The sequence below is a fragment of the Bacillus sp. FJAT-22090 genome, assembly GCF_007676755.1.
Taxonomy (GTDB): Bacteria; Bacillota; Bacilli; order Bacillales_A; family Planococcaceae; genus Psychrobacillus.
Window position 1 is genome coordinate 293,151 of sequence record NZ_VEBK01000003.1, and the last position, 25,628, is coordinate 318,778.

The 25,628-nt window shown below is 38.4% G+C and carries 27 protein-coding genes and 1 riboswitch; of the genes, 14 read left to right on the forward strand and 13 right to left on the reverse strand.

Features of this window, described 5'->3' with window-relative positions; all coding sequences use genetic code 11:
• Position 1 precedes the first annotated feature (1 nt).
• From FS486_RS06300 to FS486_RS06320, 5 genes are all read left to right on the forward strand, one after another.
• Positions 2-580 (forward strand): ECF transporter S component, encoded by a 579-nt coding sequence (locus FS486_RS06300; protein WP_260858051.1) that lies wholly within the window; start codon positions 2-4, stop codon positions 578-580.
• Positions 573-1,943, forward strand: a complete 1,371-nt coding sequence (locus FS486_RS06305; RefSeq protein ID WP_260858035.1) for an ABC transporter ATP-binding protein — start codon at positions 573-575, stop codon at positions 1,941-1,943. The genes FS486_RS06300 and FS486_RS06305 overlap by 8 nt, the downstream gene beginning before the upstream one ends.
• On the forward strand, positions 1,924-2,679 hold the full coding sequence (locus FS486_RS06310; protein ID WP_144510469.1) for an energy-coupling factor transporter transmembrane component T family protein: 756 nt from the start codon (positions 1,924-1,926) through the stop codon (positions 2,677-2,679). The genes FS486_RS06305 and FS486_RS06310 overlap by 20 nt, the downstream gene beginning before the upstream one ends.
• 62 nt (positions 2,680-2,741) lie before the next feature.
• Positions 2,742-3,248 carry a DUF1697 domain-containing protein gene (locus FS486_RS06315; protein ID WP_186321378.1) on the forward strand — a complete coding sequence of 169 codons (507 nt, stop codon included), beginning with the start codon at positions 2,742-2,744 and terminating at the stop codon, positions 3,246-3,248.
• A gap of 193 nt (positions 3,249-3,441) precedes the next feature.
• Positions 3,442-3,813 carry a VOC family protein gene (locus FS486_RS06320; protein ID WP_144510471.1) on the forward strand — a complete coding sequence of 124 codons (372 nt, stop codon included), beginning with the start codon at positions 3,442-3,444 and terminating at the stop codon, positions 3,811-3,813.
• Positions 3,814-3,867: 54 nt separating this feature from the next.
• On the opposite strand, the gene FS486_RS06325 is transcribed toward FS486_RS06320, so the two are convergent.
• Entirely contained in the window at positions 3,868-4,710 is an 843-nt protein-coding gene (locus tag FS486_RS06325) for a dimethylarginine dimethylaminohydrolase family protein (RefSeq protein WP_186321386.1), read from the reverse strand.
• A gap of 171 nt (positions 4,711-4,881) precedes the next feature.
• Between FS486_RS06325 and FS486_RS06330 the strand changes: the two genes are divergently transcribed.
• A complete protein-coding gene (locus FS486_RS06330) occupies positions 4,882-5,616 on the forward strand; it encodes a YqcI/YcgG family protein (protein WP_144510473.1) in 735 nt (244 codons plus the stop codon).
• Between the two features lie 113 nt (positions 5,617-5,729).
• Here the strand turns inward: FS486_RS06330 and FS486_RS06335 are convergent, their stop codons facing one another.
• The 6 genes from FS486_RS06335 to FS486_RS06360 form a co-directional block, all read right to left on the reverse strand.
• Positions 5,730-6,761, reverse strand: a complete 1,032-nt coding sequence (locus tag FS486_RS06335; protein ID WP_144510474.1) for a ribonucleotide-diphosphate reductase subunit beta — start codon at positions 6,759-6,761, stop codon at positions 5,730-5,732.
• Positions 6,724-7,188 carry a flavodoxin gene (locus FS486_RS06340; RefSeq protein WP_313956977.1) on the reverse strand — a complete coding sequence of 155 codons (465 nt, stop codon included), beginning with the start codon at positions 7,186-7,188 and terminating at the stop codon, positions 6,724-6,726. Before FS486_RS06340 ends, FS486_RS06335 begins: the two co-directional genes overlap by 38 nt.
• Positions 7,176-9,401, reverse strand: a complete 2,226-nt coding sequence (locus tag FS486_RS06345) for a ribonucleoside-diphosphate reductase subunit alpha (RefSeq protein WP_144510475.1) — start codon at positions 9,399-9,401, stop codon at positions 7,176-7,178. The genes FS486_RS06340 and FS486_RS06345 overlap by 13 nt, the downstream gene beginning before the upstream one ends.
• 162 nt (positions 9,402-9,563) lie before the next feature.
• Positions 9,564-9,742: riboswitch (cobalamin riboswitch) on the reverse strand.
• A 135-nt stretch (positions 9,743-9,877) separates the two neighbouring features.
• Entirely contained in the window at positions 9,878-10,705 is an 828-nt protein-coding gene (locus FS486_RS06350) for an undecaprenyl-diphosphate phosphatase (RefSeq protein WP_144510476.1), read from the reverse strand.
• A gap of 9 nt (positions 10,706-10,714) precedes the next feature.
• Positions 10,715-11,317, reverse strand: coding sequence for a DedA family protein (locus FS486_RS06355; RefSeq protein WP_144510477.1), 603 nt, complete (start codon positions 11,315-11,317; stop codon positions 10,715-10,717).
• Positions 11,317-12,405 carry a metallophosphoesterase gene (locus FS486_RS06360; protein WP_144510478.1) on the reverse strand — a complete coding sequence of 363 codons (1,089 nt, stop codon included), beginning with the start codon at positions 12,403-12,405 and terminating at the stop codon, positions 11,317-11,319. Before FS486_RS06360 ends, FS486_RS06355 begins: the two co-directional genes overlap by 1 nt.
• A gap of 156 nt (positions 12,406-12,561) precedes the next feature.
• Here FS486_RS06360 and FS486_RS06365 point away from each other — a divergent pair, with 156 nt between their 5' ends.
• The 6 genes from FS486_RS06365 (at position 12,562) to FS486_RS06390 (ending at position 16,356) form a co-directional block, all read left to right on the forward strand.
• A complete protein-coding gene (locus FS486_RS06365) occupies positions 12,562-12,915 on the forward strand; it encodes a lmo0954 family membrane protein (RefSeq protein WP_144510479.1) in 354 nt (117 codons plus the stop codon).
• A gap of 13 nt (positions 12,916-12,928) precedes the next feature.
• A complete protein-coding gene (locus tag FS486_RS06370) occupies positions 12,929-13,567 on the forward strand; it encodes a PspA/IM30 family protein (protein WP_144510480.1) in 639 nt (212 codons plus the stop codon).
• Between the two features lie 74 nt (positions 13,568-13,641).
• The gene (liaF, locus tag FS486_RS06375; protein WP_144510481.1) at positions 13,642-14,343 is read left to right on the forward strand and encodes a cell wall-active antibiotics response protein LiaF; all 702 of its coding nucleotides are present in this window, start codon (positions 13,642-13,644) and stop codon (positions 14,341-14,343) included.
• Entirely contained in the window at positions 14,340-15,428 is a 1,089-nt protein-coding gene (locus FS486_RS06380) for a sensor histidine kinase (protein ID WP_144510482.1), read from the forward strand. The genes liaF and FS486_RS06380 overlap by 4 nt, the downstream gene beginning before the upstream one ends.
• Complete coding sequence (locus tag FS486_RS06385; RefSeq protein WP_144510483.1) at positions 15,403-16,044, forward strand: response regulator transcription factor; 642 nt, start codon at positions 15,403-15,405, stop codon at positions 16,042-16,044. The genes FS486_RS06380 and FS486_RS06385 overlap by 26 nt, the downstream gene beginning before the upstream one ends.
• A 60-nt stretch (positions 16,045-16,104) precedes the next feature.
• Positions 16,105-16,356, forward strand: coding sequence for a hypothetical protein (locus FS486_RS06390; RefSeq protein WP_144510484.1), 252 nt, complete (start codon positions 16,105-16,107; stop codon positions 16,354-16,356).
• Positions 16,357-16,360: 4 nt separating this feature from the next.
• Here FS486_RS06390 and FS486_RS06395 read toward each other — a convergent pair whose 3' ends face one another.
• The gene (locus tag FS486_RS06395) at positions 16,361-16,879 is read right to left on the reverse strand and encodes an AAA family ATPase (protein WP_144510485.1); all 519 of its coding nucleotides are present in this window, start codon (positions 16,877-16,879) and stop codon (positions 16,361-16,363) included.
• Positions 16,880-16,934: 55 nt separating this feature from the next.
• Here FS486_RS06395 and FS486_RS06400 point away from each other — a divergent pair, with 55 nt between their 5' ends.
• A complete protein-coding gene (locus FS486_RS06400) occupies positions 16,935-17,954 on the forward strand; it encodes a nuclease-related domain-containing protein (RefSeq protein ID WP_144510486.1) in 1,020 nt (339 codons plus the stop codon).
• A 578-nt stretch (positions 17,955-18,532) separates the two neighbouring features.
• On the opposite strand, the gene FS486_RS06405 is transcribed toward FS486_RS06400, so the two are convergent.
• On the reverse strand, positions 18,533-20,722 hold the full coding sequence (locus FS486_RS06405) for a histidine kinase dimerization/phospho-acceptor domain-containing protein (RefSeq protein WP_144510487.1): 2,190 nt from the start codon (positions 20,720-20,722) through the stop codon (positions 18,533-18,535).
• A gap of 141 nt (positions 20,723-20,863) precedes the next feature.
• Positions 20,864-21,556, reverse strand: a complete 693-nt coding sequence (locus tag FS486_RS06410) for a response regulator transcription factor (protein ID WP_144510488.1) — start codon at positions 21,554-21,556, stop codon at positions 20,864-20,866.
• A gap of 158 nt (positions 21,557-21,714) precedes the next feature.
• On the opposite strand from FS486_RS06410, the gene FS486_RS06415 reads away from it, so the two are divergent.
• On the forward strand, positions 21,715-22,383 hold the full coding sequence (locus FS486_RS06415) for a BsuPI-related putative proteinase inhibitor (RefSeq protein ID WP_186321379.1): 669 nt from the start codon (positions 21,715-21,717) through the stop codon (positions 22,381-22,383).
• A gap of 60 nt (positions 22,384-22,443) precedes the next feature.
• Here the strand turns inward: FS486_RS06415 and FS486_RS20285 are convergent, their stop codons facing one another.
• From FS486_RS20285 to aceA, 3 genes are read right to left on the reverse strand one after another with little or no spacing between them, the layout of a single operon-like run.
• Complete coding sequence (locus FS486_RS20285; protein ID WP_222122579.1) at positions 22,444-22,566, reverse strand: YhfH family protein; 123 nt, start codon at positions 22,564-22,566, stop codon at positions 22,444-22,446.
• 12 nt (positions 22,567-22,578) lie between these two features.
• Positions 22,579-24,171: a malate synthase A gene (aceB, locus tag FS486_RS06420; protein WP_144510490.1), complete on the reverse strand. Its 1,593-nt coding sequence runs from the start codon at positions 24,169-24,171 to the stop codon at positions 22,579-22,581.
• Positions 24,172-24,188: 17 nt separating this feature from the next.
• Positions 24,189-25,472 (reverse strand): isocitrate lyase, encoded by a 1,284-nt coding sequence (aceA, locus tag FS486_RS06425; RefSeq protein ID WP_144510491.1) that lies wholly within the window; start codon positions 25,470-25,472, stop codon positions 24,189-24,191.
• Between the last annotated feature and the right edge of the window lie 156 nt (positions 25,473-25,628).

Here is a 25,628-nt window from a genome sequence, read left to right on the forward strand (position 1 = left end):
GCTGAAGTCTTGGAAGCTAAAAGAAATTGTGCTTATGTCCTTATTTGCAGTCGTATTCGGGATTGTCTATTTATTGTTCCTGCATGTGGGCAATATTTGGTCTGGATTTATAGGTCCGATTGCATATGAGTGGATTTTTGGTATTTGGTTTATCGTATCGATTATTTGTATGTATATAATTCGGAAGCCTGGAGCTGCCGTTGTTTCGGAAACAATTGCTGCTGCAATCGAGGTATTATTGGGAAATGCGGTTGGTCCCCGCTTAATTCTTTCAGGGGTTATTCAAGGTTTAGGTGCGGAGGCAGTTTTTGCAGCTACACGATATAAACGATTTGATCTTTGGGTGCTAATGCTTGCCGGTATCGGATCCTCTTTATTTAGTTTTACTTATGGATACTTTCTTGGTGGATTTACAGTATATAGTACCGGCTATGTTGCACTGATGCTCGGCATTCGTATATTAAGCGGGGCTCTACTTGCTGGTGTCGGTGGGAAAGCAGTAGCTGATGGTTTGCTAGCTACCGGTTCTCTAAGAGGCTATGCTGTTTCTCGTTCGAAAAAGGGTGAGGTTCGTGCATGAGGTTATCCAATTTGAGAAAGTAAGTTTCCGTTATCCAGATGAAGAAAAATGGATACTGAAGGACCTTTCTTTCGCTGTACAGCGAGGCGAGCGTGTAGTTATCACTGGTCCAAGTGGATGCGGGAAGACGACATTACTTTATTTATGCAATCGATTGTATCCGGATAATTGCGATGGTATTTTGTCTGGTTCCGTAATACTTTTTGAGAAAGAGAGCCATTCCTTTATTCCCGGGGAAATAAATCACCGAATTGCGACCGTCTTTCAAGACCCAGATGCTCAGTTTTGCATGCAAACGGTCGAAGAGGAACTTGCTTTTACGCTTGAAAATTTGCATACCAAGCGTGACGATATGGAGAAAAGAATCTCCGATGTGCTTTCTTTAACCGAACTAACTGAATTTCGCCGTGCAGTCATCCAGAAACTATCAGGTGGTCAAAAGCAACGTATCGCCACTGCCTGTGCACTTATAATGGAGCCAGAAATACTACTCCTAGACGAACCACTTTCGCATTTAGACCCTTATACCGCGAAAAAGTATGTAGAGTGGTTAAGTGATTTACAACAAAAACAGGAAATGACAATCGTCGCCATTGAGCATCGATTGGATTTATGGGGAGACTTTTTTAACAGAACTATTTCCTTGAATAAAAACGAAGCTGCCCCTTCCATACAAAAACGTATAAGCAGTAAGCAAGAAGCTACGTCATTAGTCGTTAACAAATTGAAAACAACGACCTTTTTGCGGGAGACTACTTTTCATTTAAGATGTGGAGAAATAACCGTACTAGCTGGACCGAATGGCAGCGGAAAATCAACTTTATTGAAAGCATTATGTCAGCTCATTCCATCTAGTGGGAATGTACAACCAAACTATTTAGGATATGTTCCTCAATCTCCGGAGTTTTTATTTCTTACCAAAAATGTGCGAGATGAGATTGGTTTTGGTGGTGGGAACAATTTGGAGGAAATGTTGACTAGATTACAGTTGCTACCTATTGCGGATGCCCACCCTTTTGCAGTAAGTCACGGACAAAAAAGGCGAGTGGCTATTGCTGCCATGCTTTGTGATGGTCGAGAGATTATTCTCATGGACGAGCCAACTTCTGGTCAGGATGCAGCTGCTTTGTCTGAGTTATTCCAATTAATCAATGAACGTGCCTGTGAAGGTACTACGTTTTTGATCGTCACGCATGATATGGAGTTCGCTCATTGTTTAGCTGACTCAATAATATTGATGAAAGATGGTTATTTGACAGGAAAGTTTAATGCGGAAGCTGTATGGCAAAATGAGCAGTTGTTACAGGATCATCACTTACTTCCTCCGAAAGGAATGATACTTCGTGAAGAATGCTTTACATAATATGAATCCTTCAGTGAAGTTTTTGGTGATTACAATTTGTATGTTCACAATGGCTTTCTACTTCGACCCTTGGACACCACTCGTGTTTTGGGTCGGTGTACTTGTGCTACAAGTTCTCTTTAGCCAAATTAACTGGAAGAAATGGATGCTATTTATGATTCCTTTTTTTATTACTGCTTTCGGTTACTTTTGGACGACCCTTGTGTTTGCAGAAGATCAGACTGGGCCAGTTGTATGGTCTATCTGGAATGTGAACGTTACCGAAACACAGCTGAATCATGCCTTATCATTAAGTTTTCGAGTACTGGCATTTTCTAGCTTATCTTTATTATTCGCTTTAACGACAAATCCAGTAAAGTTCATTTTAAGCCTTATGCAACAATTAAAGCTATCACCCAAAATTGCGTATGGTGTGATGGTGGGATATCAATTTTTGCCTGTTTTGAAGGATGAATTTGTTCAAATCGGGCAAGCCCACCGATTAAGAGGCGTCAGTCAGGAAAAAAATGCGTTACAACGCTTGTTTGGTATTCGAAGGGTTTTGATTCCTATGCTTGCAGGTGCCGTGCGAAAAGCAGAACGAGCTGCTTTTGCGATGGAGGCACGAGGCTTTACTGGTGAACGGAGAAGTAGTTATTTTCATGTGATTACCATTGGGAAAACAGACTTTGCGCTAGTTAGCTTGTTTTTAGTAGTGTTAATTGTGAGCTGTACAAATATTTGGTGGCTTCATTAATAGTTTTTTGTTTCACTCCTCCTTTTACGATAAAATAATAATATGTGAACATGGAGGAGTGGGTGAAGTTGTCATTTGTTGCTTTACTACGTGGTATTAATCTTGGTGCGAAAAATAAAGTGGATATGAAGTCGTTGAAGGCACTTTTTGAAGAGATGAACTATGAAAATGTAAGGACGTATATACAAACTGGGAATGTTATATTTGATAATGCAACATATAATGTGTCGCAGTTGGAGGGCGCTCTTCAAGAAACATATGGATTTGATATACCAGTTATTATCCGTTCAAAAGAAGAACTGGAAGAAATTCAGCAGCATCCCATTTTCTCGAAAGAACAGGTGTATGTCATGTTTTTAGCAAAGGAAGTTTTGGATGATCAGCTTGCTATGTTGAATAGTCTAGTGGATGACGAATTTGTCGTTTGGAATCGTCGCAATATCATTATCAGTCTATCGAAAAACTATCATCAAACTAAATTTACAAATACTTTTTTTGAAAAGAAGCTTAGTATGCCTTCTACTGCTCGTAACCTGAATACAGTGAATAAAATATTACTGAAAATGTAGAAAAGTTCCCCCCTTGTTGAGAGGTGGGAACTTTTTTAAGTGCTCTTGAATTAAATCTGATTGTCCTTTTCACATACTACAAATAAATCACTTCCCATAAGCATATCTTATGTTTATGTATAAATATTATAAATTTTTCAAATGACTTTTCTTTCGATATCATGAAGGTAGAACAAAACAAGGGGGATTTATAATGACATTTGTTTTTAAATCAATCGATCATGTTCAATTGGCCGCTCCGAAAGGTTCAGAAGCAATAGCAAAACGTTTCTTTGGAGAAATTTTAGGTTTTCAAGAAGTAGAAAAACCAGAACTTCTGAAAAGAAAAGGCGGTGTTTGGTTTGAATTCGGCAAATATCAGATTCATATCGGCATAGAAGAACCATTTGCCCCTGCTAAAAAAGCTCACCCCGCGTTTCAAGTAGAAAGCTTAGAGGCACTGAAAATACATTTAACCCAAAATGAAGTCAGCTATACTGTAGATACCGACTTACCGGGTGCCAATAGAATATACGTACATGATCCCTTTGGTAACCGTATCGAAATATTAGAGTGGATTGCTTGATTATTATAAAAGAAAGATTAGTCGTGATTAACACTACGACCAATCTCTCTTTTTTTATTGGCGCACAATTGGCATGGAACAACACCGGAAAGATCCACCTGATTTAATGATTTCTGAGAAATCGACCTCCAATACGTGATATCCATGTTGTCTCATCTGATGATTGACCTTTTCGTTTACTGGCAAACTAAACACTCGATTATCACCAATAGACAGTACATTTGTGCCCATTGAAAACTGCTCCCTTTCGCTCACTTCGATTAAGTTATACATGCTCGATAACTGTTCCACAATTTTCGGGTCGAGCGCGTCTGGAAATATTAATGCATCTTTTGAAGAAAGAATATTGAACACACAGTCCAGATGCAAATATTTTGGGTTAAAAGGAATAGGTAGAATTTTGAAATCCGGTAATTCGCTTTGCAAAGCTTGAATAGCATTCATACATGTACGATCGCTAATCCCTATAAACACTCGGTTGCCATCTACGATTACATCTCCACCTTCAATTGAATGTGTTGTGAGCTTCTTATAGGAAAGATCATGTTCGTCCATCCAATTGGCTAATACCTTCTCTTCGCCTTGACGAATCGGATTCGCCATTTCGGAAATAAATAAATGCTTCCCTATAGTAAAGCCAATATCTCGGGTGAAAACTTGCTCAGGGTATTCTTTATTTGGTCGTAGTTTAATCACTTCCACTCCTGCACCGCGTAGCGTTTCTTGAAATAGCTGATGCTGCTTCATGGCCAGTGAACGGTCAATATTATCATTTATATAGTTTTTTTGAACATCATTAATCGCTTCTTTAATTTCCATATATTGAGGGTCGCATAGGACGACTTTTTGTAGTTTTCCATATTCACTTGGACAATATACTTGAGATTGATCTTGCATTATTTTCACGATAAGTCATCCTCCAGTTACTTTATTCGTCCCTTCTCTATTCCCTTGATTTTCAATTTATAACCTCTTTGTAAAATTAATTTTCATTTTAGACTGTGCTGTTTCAGTAAATTTAGGTTGGGGTAAAGAATAGAATGATAGTGTGAATGGGAGGCGGAATAGATGTTTACAAAGGAACAAGCGTTATTAACAAAAGAAGATTTTCATATTAGAAAAGATTTGCCGAGTTGGCTATATAAAGAATATGAAACTTTTCATAACACGGTTACGGATAAAACGTTCCCATGTTTTTTTGGAATGAGTGGCGAATTGAAAGGTGAGCTCCGCTATGCTTACATCAATCAGGATGACTGGAGTAATTTACCGTCTGCTGTAGAAGGCTTTTTAGAACTATTTAAATTACCAAAATACAAGAGGCACGGTCTTTTTGTATTTGTAGAGCCGTTTGAGCAAGAAGGTTCCATTGAAGATTACCGAAAGCAATTTTGGGATATCCTTCAATATTTACATGAGGTCGATGAAGTGGAATGGCCGGAAGACAGTCCTCGCGACCCCGAGCACTATTTATGGGACTTCCGGTTTAATGGAGAGCCAATCTTCGTTTTCGGTAATGCCCCTGCATATAAGAAGCGAAAGACACGCCATCTAGGAAATTCAATGGTTCTTGGATTCCAGCCTCGAAAAATATTTGAGGGATTAGAAGGTACTGAAAAAGGCGGTATTATGTCTCGTGAAAAAGTTCGTAAACGTGTAGAAGCTTGGGATCAGCTGCCTAAGCATCCAGATATCGGCCACTTCGGTGATCCTACTCATAATGAATGGAAGCAATCCTTTATCGGAGATGATATTGAACCGATTCAAGGGAAATGTCCATTTCGCCATAAATCGCACGCATAGGATTAGGTCCCCATTTTCACAGGGGATTTTTTTGTGGGAAATAAAGTAGAGAAGATGCTTATAAAAAACAGAACGAAGACTAGCCTTCTCTACCTACTTTTAACTCTTATAGTTTATAAATCATCAAATCCATTATCTATCGCGTTTACTTTTACATATTGACGTGACTTTTGTTCAAAAAAGTCGGTTTTTGTCCCGTCTATATTGTCCGCGTAAGCACGAATCCATTTCATCGGGTTTTCTACGTAGTCTGGGTAGATTTCAGTAAGCCCGAGAAGACGTAACATTTTGTTTGCACGATATTTAATATAGCCTTGCATATCGTCTAATTCTATTCCTTCAATATCCGCTAAAACGTAGTTAGACCATTCGATTTCATGCTCTACCGATTCTTTGAACTGTTCGTATACCCAGCCTATTAATTCGTCATTGTTCAGCTCTGGGTTTTCAGACAAGGTGGCTCTAAATAACTCGGAGATAAAGCGACCATGCTCTAGTTCATCGCGATTAATATAGCTGATCATTGTCGATGTACCTACCATCTTGTTGTAACGCGCTAAATTATAGAAAAAAGCAAAGCCGGAATAGAAAAATAATCCCTCTAATAATGTAGTATACGTTAAAGTTTTGATTATATTTTCAGTTGAAGGATTTTCCACAAATTCATTGTAGTATTTTATAATATTTTCGTTTCTTTTCAACAAAATAGCATCTGTTCTGCCAAAATCGAATGCTTTATTTTGCTGGTCTAGCGATACAACAGATGATAAAACATAGGAGTAGCTTTCGTTATGAACTGCTTCTTGTTGGGCTATTACCGCCATAATGGATTGGACAGATGGATCTGTTGCATACAAAGACAGTAATAATGCCGTTCTTGTCTGCGGTGCATCAAGTGTTGCAAGTAATCCAATCACTTTCAAGTAAGCATCCTGCTCTGATTTCGTTAGATTCGGAAAGTGTTTTACATCACTCGACATATTTATCTCGTCTGCTTGCCAGTAGTTACCTAATAATCGTTTATATATTTTATACCAATGTGGATACGCAATATCATTCCAATTTAATATACCACTTGATTTACCGTTAAAAATACCGGTAGATTTATTAGGATTTCTGGGTTCTAATGTTTTTGCTTTCTTCATTTTCTATAACTCCTTCTAACCATTTAGTTACGATTTTCTCTTGACTCCCTCTTGGAGATTGTTCTACTTTCAAGCCTTTATAACTGCAGCTATAAAATTTCACTAATTTATCCACCGCTCCGCAAAAAAGCTCGTCCCCACCAAATTGGGTGTCACCTGAGCCAAACACATACACATTATTCGGTTTATAGCCAATTTCTCGAACAAAGTCTTTCATCTCATCGGGTGTACTTCCTCTATCCCATGTGAATGTACCGAAAAATAGTTTATCGTATATCGATAGGTCTGGTATTGTCCCAAACCCTATCGTATACATATCCACTTGATAGTCATTCTCCTCAAGCTGTCTCTTTAATAATTCCGCTACTTCCTCTGTATTCCCGCTATAGCTTAAATAGCATATGATTGCTTTCATTAGCTTGAACAAGAGTCACAATCTACTAATTCAACTGAAGTGGAGCGCACATAATACGTTGTTTTCAGTCCACTATTCCATGCATCCAAATGTAAATCGAGCAATTCTTTTGCTTTAATTGTGTTTTGCACATATAAATTCAACGAAACACCTTGGTCGATATGTCGCCCGCGTGCTGCATTTTGCTTTACTGTCCAATGCTGGTCAATGAAATAGGCAGATTTGTAAAACCATGTCGTTTCCGAATTCAAATCCGGTACGGTAACTGGAATTTTATAGTCCTTTTTCTCCTCAGAGTACGATTTTTGGAATATCGGATCAATACTTGCCGTGCTTCCAGCTAAAATCGATGTCGATGAATTTGGTGCGACTGCCATTAAATATCCATTTCGAATACCATGTTCAGCAACTTTCTGACGTAAAGCATTCCACTCTTCGCTTTTGTACTGACGTTTTTCGAAGTAAGCTCCCGTTTGCCAATCCGATCCTTTAAATAAAGGATATGCCCCTTTTTCCTTCGCAAGCTCTGCTGAAGCCTGAATTGTTAAGAATGCAACTCTTTCATATAGCTTATCGGCCAATTCTACTGCTTCATCCGATTCCCAACGAATACTATTTAAAGCTAGTAAATGATGCCACCCAAACGTCCCAAGGCCAATACCTCGGTACCTCGCATTTGTACGCTCGGCTTGTGGGACTGGAATCATATTCATATCAATCACATTATCGAGCATGCGCACTTGGATTGTAATGAGTCGTTCTAATACATTAGCCGGAACTGCTCTTCCTAGATTAATGGAAGATAAATTACATACGACAAAATCTCCTGGTTTTCGACGAGTTACAATTACATCGTCTTCTAATTGAATTGATTCAAACGAAGTCGCACTTTGGTTTTGGAAAATTTCTGTACATAGATTGCTGCTGTACACCATCCCTGCGTGCTTGTTCGGATTACTTCGATTCACCTCATCGCGGTAAAACATGAACGGTACACCTGTTTCGAGCTGACTACGCATAATGCGTTTCATTAAATCAATTGCAGAAACCGTTTCACGTGATATTCGGATGTCGTTTATACATTCTTCGTATTTTTCACGGAACGAACCTTCTCCACGTTTTTCATCATAAAAATCTTCAAGCGAATAACCCTTTATTTGTCGAACTTCATGCGGATCAAACAAATGCCATTCCTCTCGTGCATCTACTTTCTCCATAAATAGATCCGGTAAGCAAACTCCCGTAAAAATATCATGTGCACGAAGACGATCATCTCCATTGTTCAGGCGCAAATCTAAAAATGTAAAAATATCTTTATGCCAAACATCTAAGTAAACAGCAACTGCTCCCTGACGCTGGCCGAGCTGATCTACACTTACTGCTGTATTGTTTAATTGTTTAATCCAAGGAAGGACACCGCTGGATGCACCGATAAAACCTCGAATGGACGAGCCACGACTCCGTACTTTCCCCATATATACGCCAATTCCGCCACCGAATTTGGATAATGTCGCAACATCTGTATTGCTGTCGTAAATTCCTTGCAAGCTGTCGTCCACTGTATCGATGAAGCAGCTAGAAAGTTGGCCATGTGGTTTCCCTGCGTTCGAAAGAGTTGGCGTAGCAACCGTCATATATAAGTTGCTCATTGCCCAATAGGATTCTCTAATTTTTTCGAGACGATTTTCTTTTTCATCTTTCATTAAGGTCATTGCAATGATAAGCCAACGTTCTTGTGGTAATTCAACGGTAGATTTGTCATAATCCTTTGCAACATATCGATCGAGCAATGTTTTCAAACCTATATAAGTGAATAAATTATCACGCTCTGGAACTATTAGCTCGCCTAATTTTTGGAGCTCTTCTGTTGAATAAGCTTCCGTAATATGTTTATCATAAAGGCCTTTAGCAACCAGTGATTGTACATTGCTTGCAAATTTCTCGTATACCGTATCAGAAGTGGTTCCCCTACGTGTTGCCACTCTTTCATACACATTCGCTAAATGAATACGCGCTGCGACAAATGTCCAAAATGTTTCTTGCTCATTTAGGTAACTCAGTGCTTCTAAAGACATTGATTGAGACCAGTCGGAAAGTTCTCCTTCCGGAAATTTCACTGTCCAACGTTCGTGTGCTTTCAAAAGTGGAGCTAAACTTTCTTCCCCAAATTCGCTTATTAGGCTATGTAATATTTCCTGCTTTGTCGTATTTGAAATAGTTGTCATGTAAATTCCTCCTTATATTTTAGACAAACAAAAAAGCGATGATTCAAGCCTCTTCGGCTGAGTCATCGCTCAAAATGTAAAAGTAGGAAACAATAGGACAAATCCATCGAAATGATTAAGAGAGTCCTTCGCCTCCACCTCTCAACCCCCGAAGAAAGTGTTGCTTCGTACGACAAAGAGGCAGGTCTACTGGCTCGTGCTTCACTCTTCTGTTGTCCTTCCCGCGATTGCTCGCAGTGGTCTTTTCAACAGTCGTCCACACTTACAGTTGCGGGGACAGCTTCGGCATTTCACCGAATTCCCTTTTAAACCATAAAGGTACCAAATCATCGTTCACATACTATATATTGTGCTTTCTTTACTTATATAGCCTAACATATTGTGTTTAAACCTGTACATAGGAAAAAAGTATATCTCTACTAACTGTACTTTTCAAAAAAATTAGACAGACATGTCTTCATGTCTGTCTACATTTATCATGTAAATACAATGATCGCTAATACTGCTGCTAAAACGAGTCTATATATTGCAAATGGGACTAATTTAATACGAGAAACTAGTTTTAAGAAGAATTTAATAGATACTAGTGCAAATATGAATGCACTTATAAAACCTACAGCATAAAAGCCCATATCATCCATATTAATATGTTCCCAATTTTTCAAAACAGATACTAGACTTGCTCCAGCCATAATAGGTACCGCCATGATGAACGTGAAATCTGCGGCCGTTTTATGACTCATCCCGAATAATACTCCACCAGAAATCGTTGCACCTGAGCGAGAGAAACCTGGCCATAATGATAAACATTGAACTAAACCTACTTTAAAAGCTTTTGCATATGTAATTTGGTCGAGTGAAACAACTGAAGGTTTTTTCGGTCCAAATCTATCTGCAATAATCATTAGAATAGAACCCGCTACAAGGCTATATATAACTGTTTTTACACCAAATAAGTTATCATCAATAAAGTCTTTAAGAGCGAATCCTAAAATCACAGCAGGAAGCATCCCAACAATAACATGTAACAGGTTGAACTGTTTGCTTGATTGCTCATTATCTAGTTTGTATAAACCGACTAAACTAAATAATCGTTTCCACATGACAACTACTACGGCTAAAATAGAGCCTAATTGAACAACAATTTTAAATGTATTGGCGGAATACATCCCCAAAAATTCCTCCGTTTTTAACCACATATCATCCACAATGATCATATGTCCCGTAGATGATACAGGCGCAAACTCTGTCATCCCTTCAACAAAACCTAATATTAATGCTCTTACTAATTCTAGAAATTCCATAAGATCTCCTTAGTCACGTTTTTTTAAATACCAAACAATAAATGCAACGCCGATTATTGCTAAAATAACATACACGATATTCGAGTAAATATCCATATAACCGACAATTTCATCCCAATTCTCTCCGACAGCTGCTCCTACTGAAACCAATACTGTATTCCATATTAATGTTCCTAGAAAAGTGAACCAAAGGAATAGCCAAAACTTCATCTTCGACATCCCAGCTGGAATGGATATTAAGCTTCTTACGAGCGGTACTAATCTCCCGAAAAACACTGCCCAGACACCATACTTTTCAAACCAAGCATTAGCTTTGTGGATATCTTTGATCGACAATCGTAAAAACTTTCCATACTTTTGGACAATTTTCTCTAAACGTTTCACATCTAATAATGAACCGATCCAATATAAAATTGCAGCACCAATAACCGACCCTAAAGTCGATGCAACAATTATACCAAACTTGGTCATCAAAGTTGTGGTCGTCATAAAACCACCCAACGTTAATATAACTTCTGATGGAATAGGCGGGAAAATATTTTCAACCAATATCAACAAAAATACACCAAGATATCCAAACTGGTTCATCCAGTCTGTAATCCATGCCTCCATTATACTTCCCCATTCTCTAGCTTAATGTTTACTGACCAAAGTTCCGATTGACTTCCTAAACGAATCGGTGGACCCCAAAAACCAAAACCAGATGATACTATTGCGTGCAAGCTTCCCTTTTTCTTATAGCCATAATCCAGTTCAAATAGTTTGCGAGTAAAAAGGTGGTTCGGCCACATTTGCCCGCGGTGTGTATGACCAGACACATGAAAATCGACCCCTTCCTTTTCTGGAATCACTAAATTCGAAGGAGTATGATCCATCACAAACCAAGGAAAGTTCTGTTTTGGTGGAGCCAACTCCGAAAGCTGTTTCCTATCCTTATTCGTCAAGTCTTCTCTACCAGTTAAATAAAACGAATCTGCCACTAAAATAGTTTCATCTAATAACATGTGTACATTAGATGCCTCCATTTCTTCTACTAATAAAGGAATTTTCTTTCCATAGTATTCATGGTTGCCAAGCACTCCATATTTACCATACGTAGAAGTGAGCTGTTTCATCACCTCGGACATCCCTTTTTTCACAAACCAAATCGGATCATCATCGACTAAATCACCTACTAATAATACGATGTCTGGTTGCAGTGCATTTGATTTTTTCACAAATCGTTGTAAATGTGCCTTATTGGATAGTAAACCAAGATGGAAATCGGAAGCAACTACTACTTTTAACGACTCAAGTTTTGACTCCTTTTTCGGCATTCTAATGGATAGCTCTCGAACGACAGGCGTAAAGGCATTGTATGATCCAATGACAATACTTACTATAAATAAAAACAAAACAATCAACCCAATCCACTTTAGCTGAGACGGGAAAAACCACGTCATAATCGTTGCTATCGGGAAAAGAATAATTCCATACTGCATAATAATCATCCAGTAGGAGCCTACAATATGAAATAGCCGAAATCGATGATCGATTCTTGCAATGACCAATGCATATCCAATTAACCCCCAAACGACGACGAAAACCCACCTATTTACTGGAACAAAAGCATCCAACCATGTGACTACACACCATCCAAAATAAAATACAATAGCAGTATAAGCAATAATCGCTAGAGTAATGGCTAAGATTTTCTTCATTTCTCTCTCTCCAATTTATGTATTTTTCATTAGTATAGCAGATTTAACTTAGCGCTCCTAAGCCTCAAGACCGAGACAGAAATCGTGTTCAAGCCCGTTTGTATAAGCTAATGGAATTGATAAGCTATAACTACAAACGAGAGGAGGAACACTCACATGAAAAAATTTGGTTTATTAGTACTTGGTATTATTGCAGGAATCGTTGCACTTGCAAACTTAGGTTCCCTAATAGGATTAGGAGTTTCCGCGTTAATCGTATTTGCTGGAATGCACTTCTACCTAAAAAGCGAATCTACATTTTTGAAAATCTTTTGGGCAAGCGTAGGTATTCTAGGATTAATATCCGGAGTTGTTAACGTACCTGGTTTCTTCGGAATCTTAGCAATCGTAGGTGTCTGGTATGTAGTTAAAAAATGGAATAACGAATCGATCAGCTTTTCAGCACCAGTAGTAAAGTCAGATGACCCTTTTGTTAATTTCGAAAAACAATGGAATGAACTTTCAAAATAAGGAGGAAAACAATATGACATCATTATGGAAACGATTTAAATATTCAATAGAGGCGGATTTACACAAGGTATTTGATAAAAAAGAAGAAAAAAATCCAATCGCAATGTTAAACCAATACATTCGTGAGGCTGAGAAGCAAACGGAGCAAACCGGTAAATGGTTAGAACGTCAAGGGCAATTGAAGCAAGAACTAGAGAAAGAATTGGAAGAAACGACTAAAATGGTTGAAAAACGCCAGCATCAAGTAGAACTTGCAACTGCTAGCGGAGAAGAAGATTTAATGGCTTTCGCACAAGCTGAAGTGAATGCATACAACGAAAGAACTGCTGTTTTACAAAAAAGTATTCTTCAAACTACAGAAGAATTATTCGGTTTAGAACGTAAATACGAAGAAATGAAACATAAAATTAAAGACATGAAAGTTCGTCAATTGCAATTAATGGGCAAAGAGAATGTAACGCGTGCTCATTATCAAATGGATCGTGTCCTTCAACCTGAACAAAAAGAAAAAAACTTTGGCACCTTTCAGGAAATGGAACACTACATTGAGCGTCTAGGACAAAAAATTGAAAAAGAACATGAAATCACATCTATGGAGCAACGTTTAGAAATGTTAGAAAAAAATGCACAACCTAAAGCTGAAATTGTGTAAACTATAGATAGAAGAGGAGAAGACGCCTGTCTTCTCCCTCTTTACATCTTGATACGAAGAAGGAGGGATACTTTATGAAGGAAAACCAAACGAACAAGCTTGCCTTTATACTTATATGTTTTGTTTTTCTTATGTTTATCGAGGCTACAGTTTTTGGAAATGGCAGCATTGTATTAGTCCTTCTTGGCATCGGGATGATGTATTTTAGCTTACGAAAGCAATCCCGCATTTTATTTTGGTCGGGTTTAATATTCCTACTCATAGCCGTTTTTTCTATGTGGAGCTTGCGTCTCCTATTAATTGGAATCATGATTTATATCCTTTTTAAACTTTGGAAAAACGAGCCCATCCGACAGGTTATTCGTCCTTTCGATACGGTGTATAAAGAAACACCCAATAGTGTTATTCAAAATAAACTGTTTTCATCACAAACGACACCTTTTCAAGCATATGAATGGCAAGACGTTCATGTACAAGGCTTTTACGGGGAGCATGTCATTGATGTGACGGAAACCGTGCTGCCAAAGGGCACTTCCTTTATTTCCATTCGTCAATCTCTCGGAAAAGTAGTAATTTATGTGCCGTATGAAATTCCAGTAAGACTTCATTACGCGACAATTATAGGAGAAGCAAATATTCTTGGGCGTGGATGTCAACGTTTATGGAATCAATCGGTCATATTAAAGGATGGCTACTTGGATGAAGTGACGTATGCGTCAGAGTTAGTGATCACTGTATCCACATGGATTGGGGATATCGAGGTGATTCGTAAATGAAGATATTATTGGGGCAAGGATTCTCTATTTTTATCATTTTATTGGCACTGGCTACCCTCCTTTTATATACAATCTGGGGTTGGCCAAATGATCCCGCATGGTGGTCGTTGCTAGAAAATACTTATGCACAAGTTCCTTTTGGCGCCTGGATCATTATTATATTAGCATTCATGAGCTTTAGTTTTTCTTTAAATACACTCCATAAAGTACGTGATCAAGAAAAGAAAATAGAAAAAAACCTACGACCATTATTAGAAGCAGAATCGTTTGTACCGAGTAAGAAAAAACAGTCTTATTCCAAACGATTACATGTTACAACCAATCAATTAGAGCAACTCATTATGACACAACGAAAAACGCTTCAGCGCATCACCAACGAAAAAGCGGAAGCACAAGATAAGCTTATTCAAGAACGAATCGTACAAGAAAGGCAACGTCTGGCAAGAGAACTCCACGACTCGGTTTCTCAGCAACTTTTTGCAGCATCTATGCTTCTTTCTACGATGGTCGAAATAGAGGAAGCGCAAAACGGCGAGGCCCCAAAAACATTAATGCAAACCGAAAAAATAGTACAGCAAGCTCAGCTTGAGATGCGTGCGTTACTACTTCACCTTCGTCCCGCTGCTTTACATGACAAAACGCTCAAGCAAGGGATGGAAGAATTATTAATGGAGTTGCAACAAAAAGTATTTTTTACAATACGTTATCGATTAGAAGAAGTACCCTTGCCAAAAGGTGCGGAAGATCACTTATTCCGAATTGCACAGGAAACTTTGTCCAATACATTGAGACATGCAAAAGCTACAGAGGTAGATATATTATTCGTAGAACGTGATGATCTTGCTATTTTCCGAGTGCAGGATAATGGGGTTGGCTTTGAAGTAAAAGATGCCAAAACCGGCTCTTACGGCTTGGATAATGTAAAAGAACGAGCAGTCGAAATCGGTGCGACCTGCAAGGTAGTTTCGGTTCCATCTCAAGGTACTATTGTAGAAGTGAAGTTACCAATTGAGAAAAGTGAAATACCTCTAGGTACATTACAAGGAAGGGAGCTAGAAAATGATTCGAATATTATTAGCGGATGATCATGAAATGGTGCGAATTGGAGTTTCTGCTTACTTACAGGCCCAACCCGATATGGATGTAGTTGCAGAAGCGGCGAATGGTCAAGAAGCGGTTGAATTAGCATTGAAGCATAAACCAGACGTTATTTTAATGGATATGGTAATGCCCATCATGAACGGTGCAGAGGCAACCCGTGAGATTGTTCAAAAATGGCCAGAAGCAAAAGTCATGATTGTGACGAGCTTTATAGACGATGATAAAGTATATCCCGCTCTTGAAGCAGGGGCAATCAGTTATTTATTGAAAACATCTAAGGCCTCCCATATCGCGGAATCTATTCGTAAAACATTAAGCGGAGATGCTGTTTTAGAGCCAGAAGTAACAAATAAAATGATGAAACGCATGCGTCAAGGTTCCGACATTGCTCTTCACGATGACTTAACTGATCGAGAGTTAGAAGTGTTGTTATTAATGGCAGAAGGTAAGGCGAATCAGGACATAGCGGACACTCTTTTTATTGCTTTAAAAACCGCTAAAACACATGTTAGTAATATATTATCGAAGCTGGAAGTAAGCGATCGGACGCAAGCAGTTATTTATGCATTTGAGCATCATTTAGTGAAACCCAAAAAATAACCTATAGAAGAGTTCTGTCATATGCTAATGAAAAGTACGTAGTAAAGGATGTTAGCATACATGAGACCTGAAGATCCAAATGATGAGCTACCACCTAACTTGGGCTTGACTATTGGTTTCATAAGTTCTGTTATTCTTTCAATTGGGTATATTATTGATACAATTGGAGAAGGTGTTACACTATACGAAGCAAACCGTGCGCTTGAAATTGCAAAACAAGACGCGCTCGAACAGAACCAACAACTCTCCGATATACTGAGTAAGTTGAATTATTTAGTAGACGAAATTGAAGAACTCAAGAAAAGAGGATGACCTATTAAGGAAGGTATCCTCTTTTTGTTTGCAGAAGCCAATCTTCTATTTGCTTATTCGATTGCAAACAATGTACTTTTTCCTCATAAGCAGTAAACTTTCTAAGAAACACCGGTTTCATCTGCTCCTCGAAGTATTTATTCCACTTAAACATTTGGCGAAATATTGAAAACGTTGGTTTGTAATTGGCTTGCTCTATTTTCAATAGCTGGCGGCTGTATCGTTTTAAAATGCGCCATGTTCTTTGCTGCATAGGAATGTCTAGAAAGATAACCTGATTTGCTTCCCGTAACCCCGCATCTGTCCACTCTATATGAACCCCTTCTATAACCCAATTGTCTTGTCCAATTGCTTCATGCAACAATCGGTCGCGGACTTCTATTTCATTTCGCTTATCGCCTGTTGGATGCCTTGTCCATACAAAATTGTCTGTTTCAAAGTGTGGAATTTGAAGTTTGGAGGAGACCTTCCGTGCAAGCGTCGTTTTCCCACTACCAACGGAACCAATTATATATATTTTCATCTTGATATCCCTTTCTCCAACTAAACCGTTCTAGTCTTGCTACTTGTGTAAGAAAATGATACTTTCAATACTATATAACCTAGTATTATATCAAAAAGGAGGAATTTACATCGATAATCAACGAATATTGCCTAAAACTGTTCAAGTCTACAAACGTTTGCTTCACCGAATACCTAAAGACCAAAGTATCTATTTCGAAATTGAAAACAAAATTAGATCCGCCGAAGCAGGGTATAATGGCGAATGTTATGTGGACAACTTTATTAGACAAGTAAGCTTCCCAAAGCATTACGCTATTTTGAAAGATATCCACATCCAAATTGCTGAAAATAATTATCTCCAAATCGACACACTTATTCTCACCAAAAAGTATATCACCATTTTAGAAGTCAAAAATATTCGTGGCAAAATATATTTCCAAAAAAATCCCGACCAACTGATTCGTGAAGTGGATGGCGTCACTACTCCTTTTAAATGTCCCGAACAACAACTGAAGCGACATGTTAGAAATTTGCAAGTCCTTCTACAAGTAGCCAAAATAAATATCCCTATTAGGAGTCTCATTGTACTAGCATACTCTAAAACTCAAGTTGTACTCCCCCCTCAGTATACTAAAGTCGTGATGGGTTGCGATATTTCCAACAAATTAAACGATTATAATCAACTTCCCGACTCCATTTCTACCATCAAGTTTCAACAATTATTGAATTACCTAATATCCCACTCTCAGGATTTTATTCCAAAACCATTAGCCCAAACCTATTCAATAGCATTCTCTCTTATTAAAACAGGTCTTTTTTGTCCAAACTGTGCAATAAAAGTAAAGAATCGAAATAAATGTCCTAATTGCAAAACCTCTAAATCACTCATGCAAAAACAAGCACTTGAAGACTGGTTTTACCTTGTCAAAGGTAATATTTCGAATCATGAATGTGTCTACTTTCTCGAACTCAAGGACAAGTATGCCGCTAGCTACCTATTTAAAACCCTGAATCTCCTACCCATGAACCACTTCAAATCCAGATACTATATTTTACAAAAATCAAGCGTCTCCAGTACATACGACCATTTATAAAAATGGTCGTTTTTTTTTGATTTCTTTTGACGAGCGACCCCTCCAGTTATTTTAACTGGATGTAATTCCCTTTTACAACTAAGGGCGTCGTTTTTACAACTAAATGCTCTTGAGAACCGGAAACAGTGAAAAACCACGTGAATTCACTGGATGAAATTCCCTTTTACACCTAAGAGCGTCGTTTTTACAACTAAATGCTCCGAAATTACAACTAAAGCCATCATTTTTACAACTAACCCTCTTAGGAACTGGAAAAAGAGAAGAAATAACTCGAATTCACTGGATGAAATCCCCTTTTACAACTAAGAGCGTCGTTTTTACAACTAAATGCTCCGAAATTACAACTAAACCCTCCATTTTTACAACTAAACCCTCTTGAGAACCGGAAACAGTGAAAAACCACGTAAATTCACTGGATGAAATTCCCTTTTACAACTAAGAGCATCGTTTTTACAACTAAATGCTCCGAAATTACAACTAAACCCTCCATTTTTACAACTAAACGCCCCAAAATTACAACTACCAATCATTCCCCCAAGCAAAAAAGCGAGAAACCCGGCAAGGGTTTCTCGCTTCTATTAGATCACTGCTATTTTTACAGTTACTTTAAACAAATCTCCGTCTACTTCCATTCGTAAGCTTCCGTCGTGTAAATCCACGATAGATTGGGCGATTGCAAGCCCGAGACCGGAACCTTCCGTATGACGGGATGTGTCGGCTCGTTTGAATCGCTCGGTTAATTCATTCACGTCGTCGCCTAATTCATATTTCGCTATATTTTTAATAACGAAAACGGCTTCTCCGTTGACTTGATCTAAATTGATATATACACGAGTATTCGGCAACGCATATTTCAACGTGTTGATGATCAGATTATCTAGCACTCGCCACCACTTTTGTCCATCGACATATGCCATAATCGGTTTTGTACCAATTGCTACTCGATATTCTAAACCTGATTTATCGATGTCTTCTTGGTGTTCCGCGACTGCTTGCTGCAATAGTTGAGTTAAATCAACTTTGCGTTTATCTAATTCCATGTTACCAGAAGCCATTTTTGATACTTCAAACAGATCTTCAATTAATGTTTTCAAACGCATTGATTTTTTATCCAAAATCGCAATATAAGATGCTCGCTCTTCATCTGTTATGCTTGGATTTTTCAACAAATCGGTATACGTAATGATAGAAGTTAGTGGCGTGCGCAAGTCATGACTCACATTGGTGATTAACTCCGTTTTTAGTCGTTCACTTTTTGCTTGTTCGGAGTGAGAAGACTTTATACGATCACGAAGGCCATTCAAACTTGCCGCATGTTCTGCAACTGGTGATTTCCCTTTTACTTCTATTTCATTTCCAATAACGCCTTTTGCCATTTGTTCGCTTTTTACAAAAAGATGGTTTAAATAGGCCATTCTAGACAATAAAACAAGTAATACCGGAATGCCTATCAATAAGGTTGCTGGAATCCAAACAACTATTACTACTGGTTGTACAAATAACAGCATTGTCCCGAATCCCCAGAAGAACACAACTATTAGCATTATAAGCGTTTGGACTCCAATAGATTGCTTCAAGAAAAATCCTTCTAATGATCTTCCCCAGCTATAAATTAAGCTACGCTTCCAGTCAATTGAACCAAAGCCTGCTCGCATCCACTTCCATTGGTACAATGTTAATGCTGTAAAAAGAACTGCAAAAAGAAACGAAATAATAGGTATATCGTATCCACCATAATAAAAGAATGACCAAATGATTTCTTTGGACGATATTATTGCGATAAAACCGCTAATAAAAATCAACGCTAGCTTTACATCGATTGGTAGCTTACGATACTTTTGCTCGTTAGTTTCATAACGGAACGACTCGCTATTTTTTCTCCACAATATTGTAAATGCGATCGCTGCTAATATCCCTACTAGAAGCACACCATAAAACTTACGTTGGTTTGATAAAAAATGCTTATACTCGGAAGCTCTGTATCCGCTTAAGATACTTGCTTCAGGTATAGTGACTACCCCTTCAAATCGAGCATATCCATTATCTATTAGTTCTCTCATATTACTATAGTCATCTACCCCATCGTAAATGGTACTTTTCTTTAAATAACCATATTTACCGGAATACTCTTTTTTATAAGCATTCTTAGCTGTAACTTCTCCATTAGTAAAACGTTCACCCGTCTCCGTATTTTTCAAGCTGTAGGAGAAGTCTTCGTTCTCATTAATGAAATCATTTTTAGCCTGTTCGATTGATTTAAAATAAGCATCGACTTGTGCTTCTTTTTCCAATCGAATTTTGTTTTCCACATAGCTATCATCCGTAAAATTTTTCGTGATGTCTGCTATCTTTTTATCTCTTTCTAACTTTGATGCTTCTTCGAATGCCTTATCTGTCTCTGTCTCTGTCTTTTCCGTAGTAGTACCATCGTCTGCTGATTCCACGGTAGTTGTTGTTTCTTCATTTCCCGCGTATTGATTTTTTATAGATTCTAGTTGACTTTCCAGGTTTCCATACCGGAAGCGATACTCTTCGATTTCATCGGGTGTCACGGTAATATTTTTCTTTACCTTTTCTTTATCTGGAACAGCGAGGACTAATGGCACGATGGATGATTCAAAACTGCTTAGTTCCGCATTAAAACTTTCACTATCAAAATAATTTGCCCCGATAAAATTTCGCCCTTCATCTATTAGCGTAAATAGTGAGAACATCGTGATTACAGCAAGAACACTAATTAATATGTTTTTTCCTATGGAATGCTTCAATCTATGGCTCCCCCTTTCATAATCCGTATAATTTGCATAAAGCTTTCGTTATTTTCGATTAATAAAACTACATTGGTCACACAATAAAATAAACAAGATACCCCACATAAAATAGCAATAATGGACAGAAATAAATTCAGTTTACTTGTCGATTTTATAGCCAACGCCCCACACCACCTTCAAATATCTCGGGTTTTTCGGATCTGCTTCTATTTTTTCGCGTATTTTCCGAATATGGACGGCTACGATGTTTTCAGCGTTGTATGCTGGTTCATGCCAAACCCGCTCGTATATTTCATTGATAGAAAAAACTCGCCCGGCGTTCAACATAAGGAGTTCCGTTATTTTGTACTCAATTGGAGTGAGTTTTACTATTTCTCCTTCTACCGTGAGCTCTTTTGCTTCCTGATTCAATGTAAGTCCATCAATTTCAATAACCGTTTGCTGACCTTGATACGTCCCTAGTTTTGTGTAGCGTCTCAGCTGTGATTTCACTCGTGCTACAAGCTCCATCGGATGAAATGGTTTTGTTACATAATCATCCGCTCCTACAGATAGACCGTGAATTTTATCAGAGTCCTCTGCCTTCGCACTTAGCATAATGATTGGGATATTTTTTTGCTCTCTTATTTTAAATGTCGCAGCAATTCCGTCCATCTTTGGCATCATTATATCTAACACAATCACATGTACTTCGTTTTCCTCTATTAATTGAAGCGCTTCTAATCCATCAGCAGCCTTTAATACGTTGTATCCTTCATTTTTCAAATAAATTTCGATGCCATCCCGAATGTCTTGATCGTCATCTGTCACTAATACTGTAAAATGAGTCACGCGCTTACCTCCATCCTATCGTTCTTCTGTTTCTTATTGTACCCTTCATTTCTTAACATTCCAGCAGGAGAATTATGAAGAAATTCTTAAGAAAAGATGATATGTCGTGTAACTTTTCATCCAAATACTGGTCTAATGTGTTAATAGGAGGTGTTTATATGAAAAAAGTAAAAAGAGGTTTTTGGGTTTTACTACTTGCGATTCCCATATTTATCTTAACAGGCTGCGGGGAGGAAAAAACGAAGGAAAAGATTTCTACTAACTTAGTCATTTCTGCAGACGGGGAAGCTACTTTTAATATCAAAAACGAAGCAAAAGAAGAAATGGTACTGACTACTTCTAGCGGACAACAAATTGAATTTCAGCTAATAAATGAAGACAAGGAAATTATGTACACCTATTCTGCAAACAAGATGTTCATGCAAGGGATAGTGGAGAAAAAACTTCAAGCTGGGGAGGAGTGGAAAATTCCGCTAAATCTCCAATCTGAGCTTGCGGAAGTTCCAGCTGGTTCCTATACACTAATAGTATGGTCGACAGCAGAAGGACTAGATGACCTTAAGGTAGAGACTGCTTACGATTGGAATGGAAATACGGCAAAGGAATCAACTGGAAAGCTTGTTGTCAAAACAGAGGAAGTAATTTATAACGACCAACTGGATTCCCATTCTATTAAAGTGGAAAACGAAGATGGCATTTCTGAAGTAATGTATTTATCTGAAGTCGCCCAATCTATCTTTAAAGATATAGAGCCAGGCACAAAAATCCTTGTCGATTATGTAATAGAAAAAGAACATAAAGTTGTACAGTTTGCTCAAATAAAATAGCTCGTTACATTATTAGAAATCCCCATCTTTCCTTAAAAAAGACGGGGATTTCTTGTGTACTTAATCCTCATTGGCGCCAATACAGCGTTCGCATTCATAAAGGGATGATTCTACTTGCTCATGAATCACACATCCACATTCACGACAATATTTCGTATTTGTTTCTTGAGTAGTTGTTTTCATGTAAATCACCTCCTATAAGTTTTCGTAGCCAGGTAATGTTAGAAATTCAACAAAATCTTGTTCACTTATCAATGAAAGAAATAATTCGGCTGCTTCATCGAAACGACCATTTGTATAGTATTCGCTTCCAAATGCAATTTTTAATTTATCAAGTTCTTCTTGCAGTATATCCCGGACTAACTCCTCTGTAATATTAAGACCACTTTCCAGCTTGCCTTCGGGATGACGTATCCACTGCCATACTTGAGTTCGGGAAATCTCAGCAGTTGCGGCATCTTCCATCAAATGATTGATGGGTACTGCTCCATTTCCACGCAGCCAAGAAGCAATGTATTGGACTCCCACGTTACAGTTTAGGCGAAGCCCTTCTTCTGTAATCGAACCTTGCGGGACTTCCAATAAATGCTCGGCAAATACTTGGACATCTTCTCTTTTACGATGAATCTGATTGGGAATTGGCATATGCTCATTAAATTCGCCCAATGCCACTGCTACAAGATCTGGATGTGCGACCCATGTTCCGTCATGACCATCCATGGCTTCTCTCCTTTTGTCTTCTCGTACTTTTGCAAATGCTGCTTCATTTGCTGCTTCGTCCCCTTTAATCGGAATCTGGGCTGCCATACCGCCAATAGCGGGTGCATTTCTACGATGACATGTTTGAATACATAGCTGTGTGTAAGCTCGCATAAATGGTGAGGTCATCGTCACTTGACTACGATCAGGTAAAATCACTTCAGGCTGATTGCGTAGCCTTTTAATATAGCTAAATATATAATCCCAGCGACCACAATTCAGTCCTGCCGAATGTTCGCGTAGCTCATATAAAATTTCATCCATTTCAAAGGCAGCCATAATAGTTTCTATTAAAACAGTGGCTTTAATCGTCCCACTTGGAATTCCAAGCTGCTGCTCTGCAAAAATAAACACATCGTTCCAAAGTCTTGCCTCTAAATAACTCTCTAGCTTCGGCAAATAGAAATAAGGTCCACTACCTTGAGACACCAGTTCCTTTGCGTTATGGAACATATATAATCCAAAATCGAAGAATGCTCCTGCTATTTGTTCCCCGTCTATTAACATATTTTTTTCATTTAAATGTAAGCCTCTTGGGCGAATCATTAATACAGCTGTTTCTTCCTTTAAACTATACTCTTTTCCATTATCTTGTTTGAAAGAAATCGTTTTCCTGACAGCATCTCGCATATTTACTTGGCCTTCTATCATGTTTTCCCAAGTCGGAGAAGTTGCATCCTCAAAACATGCCATGAAAGTTTTCGCACCCGAGTTCAACGCATTAATAACCATTTTGCGATTAACAGGTCCTGTGATCTCTACACGTCTATTTTGAAGATCTTGTGGAAGAGGTGAAATCGTCCAATCCCCTTCTCGAATATCTTTTGTTTCTAATAAAAAATCTAGTTTTGCACCATTGTCTAATTGCTTTTGTCGTTCTTGTCGTGTTGCTAGTAACTCATTTCTTCTTTCATTAAACAAGTGATGAATCGATGCCAGAAAGTCTAATGCAGCTGGTGTAAGTATCTCTTTGCTTGCTTCTGTTTCGTTCCCCACAATTTCTATCTTTTTAACAGTTGTCTGTTCCATTTATCATAGCCCCCCATTTAAGCAAATTGTGCAACTTCGGTAGAACCTTTCATAGCAGTTGTAGATGACGTTCCTCCCGAAATTACTTGTGAAACCTCATCAAAATATCCAGTGCCCACTTCACGTTGGTGCTTCGTAGCAGTATAACCTTTTGGCTCGTTTGCAAATTCTGCTTGCTGAAGCTTCGAATAAGCAGCCATTCCGTTCGTCTTATAGTCATGTGCCAGTTCAAACATGCTGTGATTTAATGAGTGGAAGCCCGCAAGTGTAACAAATTGGAACTTGTATCCCATTTTGCCTAACTCTACTTGGTATTTTGCGATTGTTTCGTTATCTAAATTTGCTTGCCAGTTAAAGGATGGTGAACAATTGTATGCAAGTAATTTCCCAGGAAATTGTGCATGGATAGCATCTGCAAATTGTTTTGCTTCTTCCAAACTCGGATTGGATGTTTCACACCAAATCAGATCCGCATAAGGAGCATACGCTAAACCGCGAGCAATGGCCTGTTCAATGCCTGGCTTTGTTCGGAAAAACCCTTCTGGTGTTCTTTCCCCTGTAATAAATGCAGCATCTCGCGGATCGATATCACTCGTTACCATATCTGCTGCATCTGCATCTGTGCGTGCGATTAACACAGTCGGTACTCCCGAAACATCTGCCGCTAGACGTGCTGCTATTAAATTGCGGATTGCATTTTGTGTGGGAAGCAGTACTTTTCCTCCTAAATGACCACATTTCTTTTCAGAAGCAAGTTGATCTTCTAAGTGAACTCCTGCTGCACCCGCTTCAATCATGCCTTTCATTAGCTCGAATACGTTTAATGGACCTCCAAATCCAGCTTCTGCATCAGCAATAATTGGTGCAAACCAGTCAAAATGATCTTCTCTTCCTTCTGCTTGGTCAATCTGATCGGCGCGTTGTAAGGCCTGGTTTATACGCTTTACAACTGCTGGTACGCTGTTTGCCGGGTAAAGACTTTGGTCTGGATACATTTGTCCAGAAAGGTTCGCATCTGCTGCAACTTGCCAACCACTTAAGTAAATTGCTTGAAGCCCCGCTTTTACTTGCTGTACTGCTTGATTGCCTGTTAGTGCTCCAAGTGCATTAATAAAATCTTCTTTATGAAGTGAGTTCCACAAACGCTCGGCACCTTTTCGAGCCAATGTGTGTTCAATTTGTAATGTACCCCGAAGCTTAGTCACTTCTTCAGGAGAGTATGGTCGCTGAATTCCCTTCCATCTATTTTCGTTGTCCCACTCCATACGTAGTTGTTCAACTTGTTGTTGTCTTGTTAACATGTTCAACTTCCTCTCATTTTTAAATTTAATGAAACTGCTATAAAAATATTACTTTCATACTGTTCCATAACAGCTATCTTTCTTGTAATCTAATATATAACAACTTTCAGAATTTTGCATAGACTTTTAGACAAATAACCGTTTTAAGAGGATGAA

Coding starts and splice junctions, on each gene's coding strand:
- FS486_RS20285 (WP_222122579.1), bottom strand. CDS start 22,566: ATGAAAACAACTACTCAAGAAACAAATACGAAATATTGTCGTGAATGT.
- FS486_RS06335 (WP_144510474.1), bottom strand. CDS start 6,761: ATGAAGAAAGCAAAAACATTAGAACCCAGAAATCCTAATAAATCTACC.
- FS486_RS06365 (WP_144510479.1), top strand. CDS start 12,562: ATGAAAAAATTTGGTTTATTAGTACTTGGTATTATTGCAGGAATCGTT.
- FS486_RS06330 (WP_144510473.1), top strand. CDS start 4,882: ATGTTTACAAAGGAACAAGCGTTATTAACAAAAGAAGATTTTCATATT.
- aceA (WP_144510491.1), bottom strand. CDS start 25,472: ATGTTAACAAGACAACAACAAGTTGAACAACTACGTATGGAGTGGGAC.
- liaF (WP_144510481.1), top strand. CDS start 13,642: ATGAAGGAAAACCAAACGAACAAGCTTGCCTTTATACTTATATGTTTT.
- FS486_RS06415 (WP_186321379.1), top strand. CDS start 21,715: ATGAAAAAAGTAAAAAGAGGTTTTTGGGTTTTACTACTTGCGATTCCC.
- FS486_RS06320 (WP_144510471.1), top strand. CDS start 3,442: ATGACATTTGTTTTTAAATCAATCGATCATGTTCAATTGGCCGCTCCG.
- FS486_RS06370 (WP_144510480.1), top strand. CDS start 12,929: ATGACATCATTATGGAAACGATTTAAATATTCAATAGAGGCGGATTTA.
- aceB (WP_144510490.1), bottom strand. CDS start 24,171: ATGGAACAGACAACTGTTAAAAAGATAGAAATTGTGGGGAACGAAACA.
- FS486_RS06360 (WP_144510478.1), bottom strand. CDS start 12,405: ATGAAGAAAATCTTAGCCATTACTCTAGCGATTATTGCTTATACTGCT.
- FS486_RS06400 (WP_144510486.1), top strand. CDS start 16,935: ATGATACTTTCAATACTATATAACCTAGTATTATATCAAAAAGGAGGA.
- FS486_RS06385 (WP_144510483.1), top strand. CDS start 15,403: ATGATTCGAATATTATTAGCGGATGATCATGAAATGGTGCGAATTGGA.
- FS486_RS06355 (WP_144510477.1), bottom strand. CDS start 11,317: ATGGAGGCATGGATTACAGACTGGATGAACCAGTTTGGATATCTTGGT.
- FS486_RS06390 (WP_144510484.1), top strand. CDS start 16,105: ATGAGACCTGAAGATCCAAATGATGAGCTACCACCTAACTTGGGCTTG.
- FS486_RS06380 (WP_144510482.1), top strand. CDS start 14,340: ATGAAGATATTATTGGGGCAAGGATTCTCTATTTTTATCATTTTATTG.
- FS486_RS06395 (WP_144510485.1), bottom strand. CDS start 16,879: ATGAAAATATATATAATTGGTTCCGTTGGTAGTGGGAAAACGACGCTT.
- FS486_RS06345 (WP_144510475.1), bottom strand. CDS start 9,401: ATGACAACTATTTCAAATACGACAAAGCAGGAAATATTACATAGCCTA.
- FS486_RS06350 (WP_144510476.1), bottom strand. CDS start 10,705: ATGGAATTTCTAGAATTAGTAAGAGCATTAATATTAGGTTTTGTTGAA.
- FS486_RS06325 (WP_186321386.1), bottom strand. CDS start 4,710: ATGCAAGATCAATCTCAAGTATATTGTCCAAGTGAATATGGAAAACTA.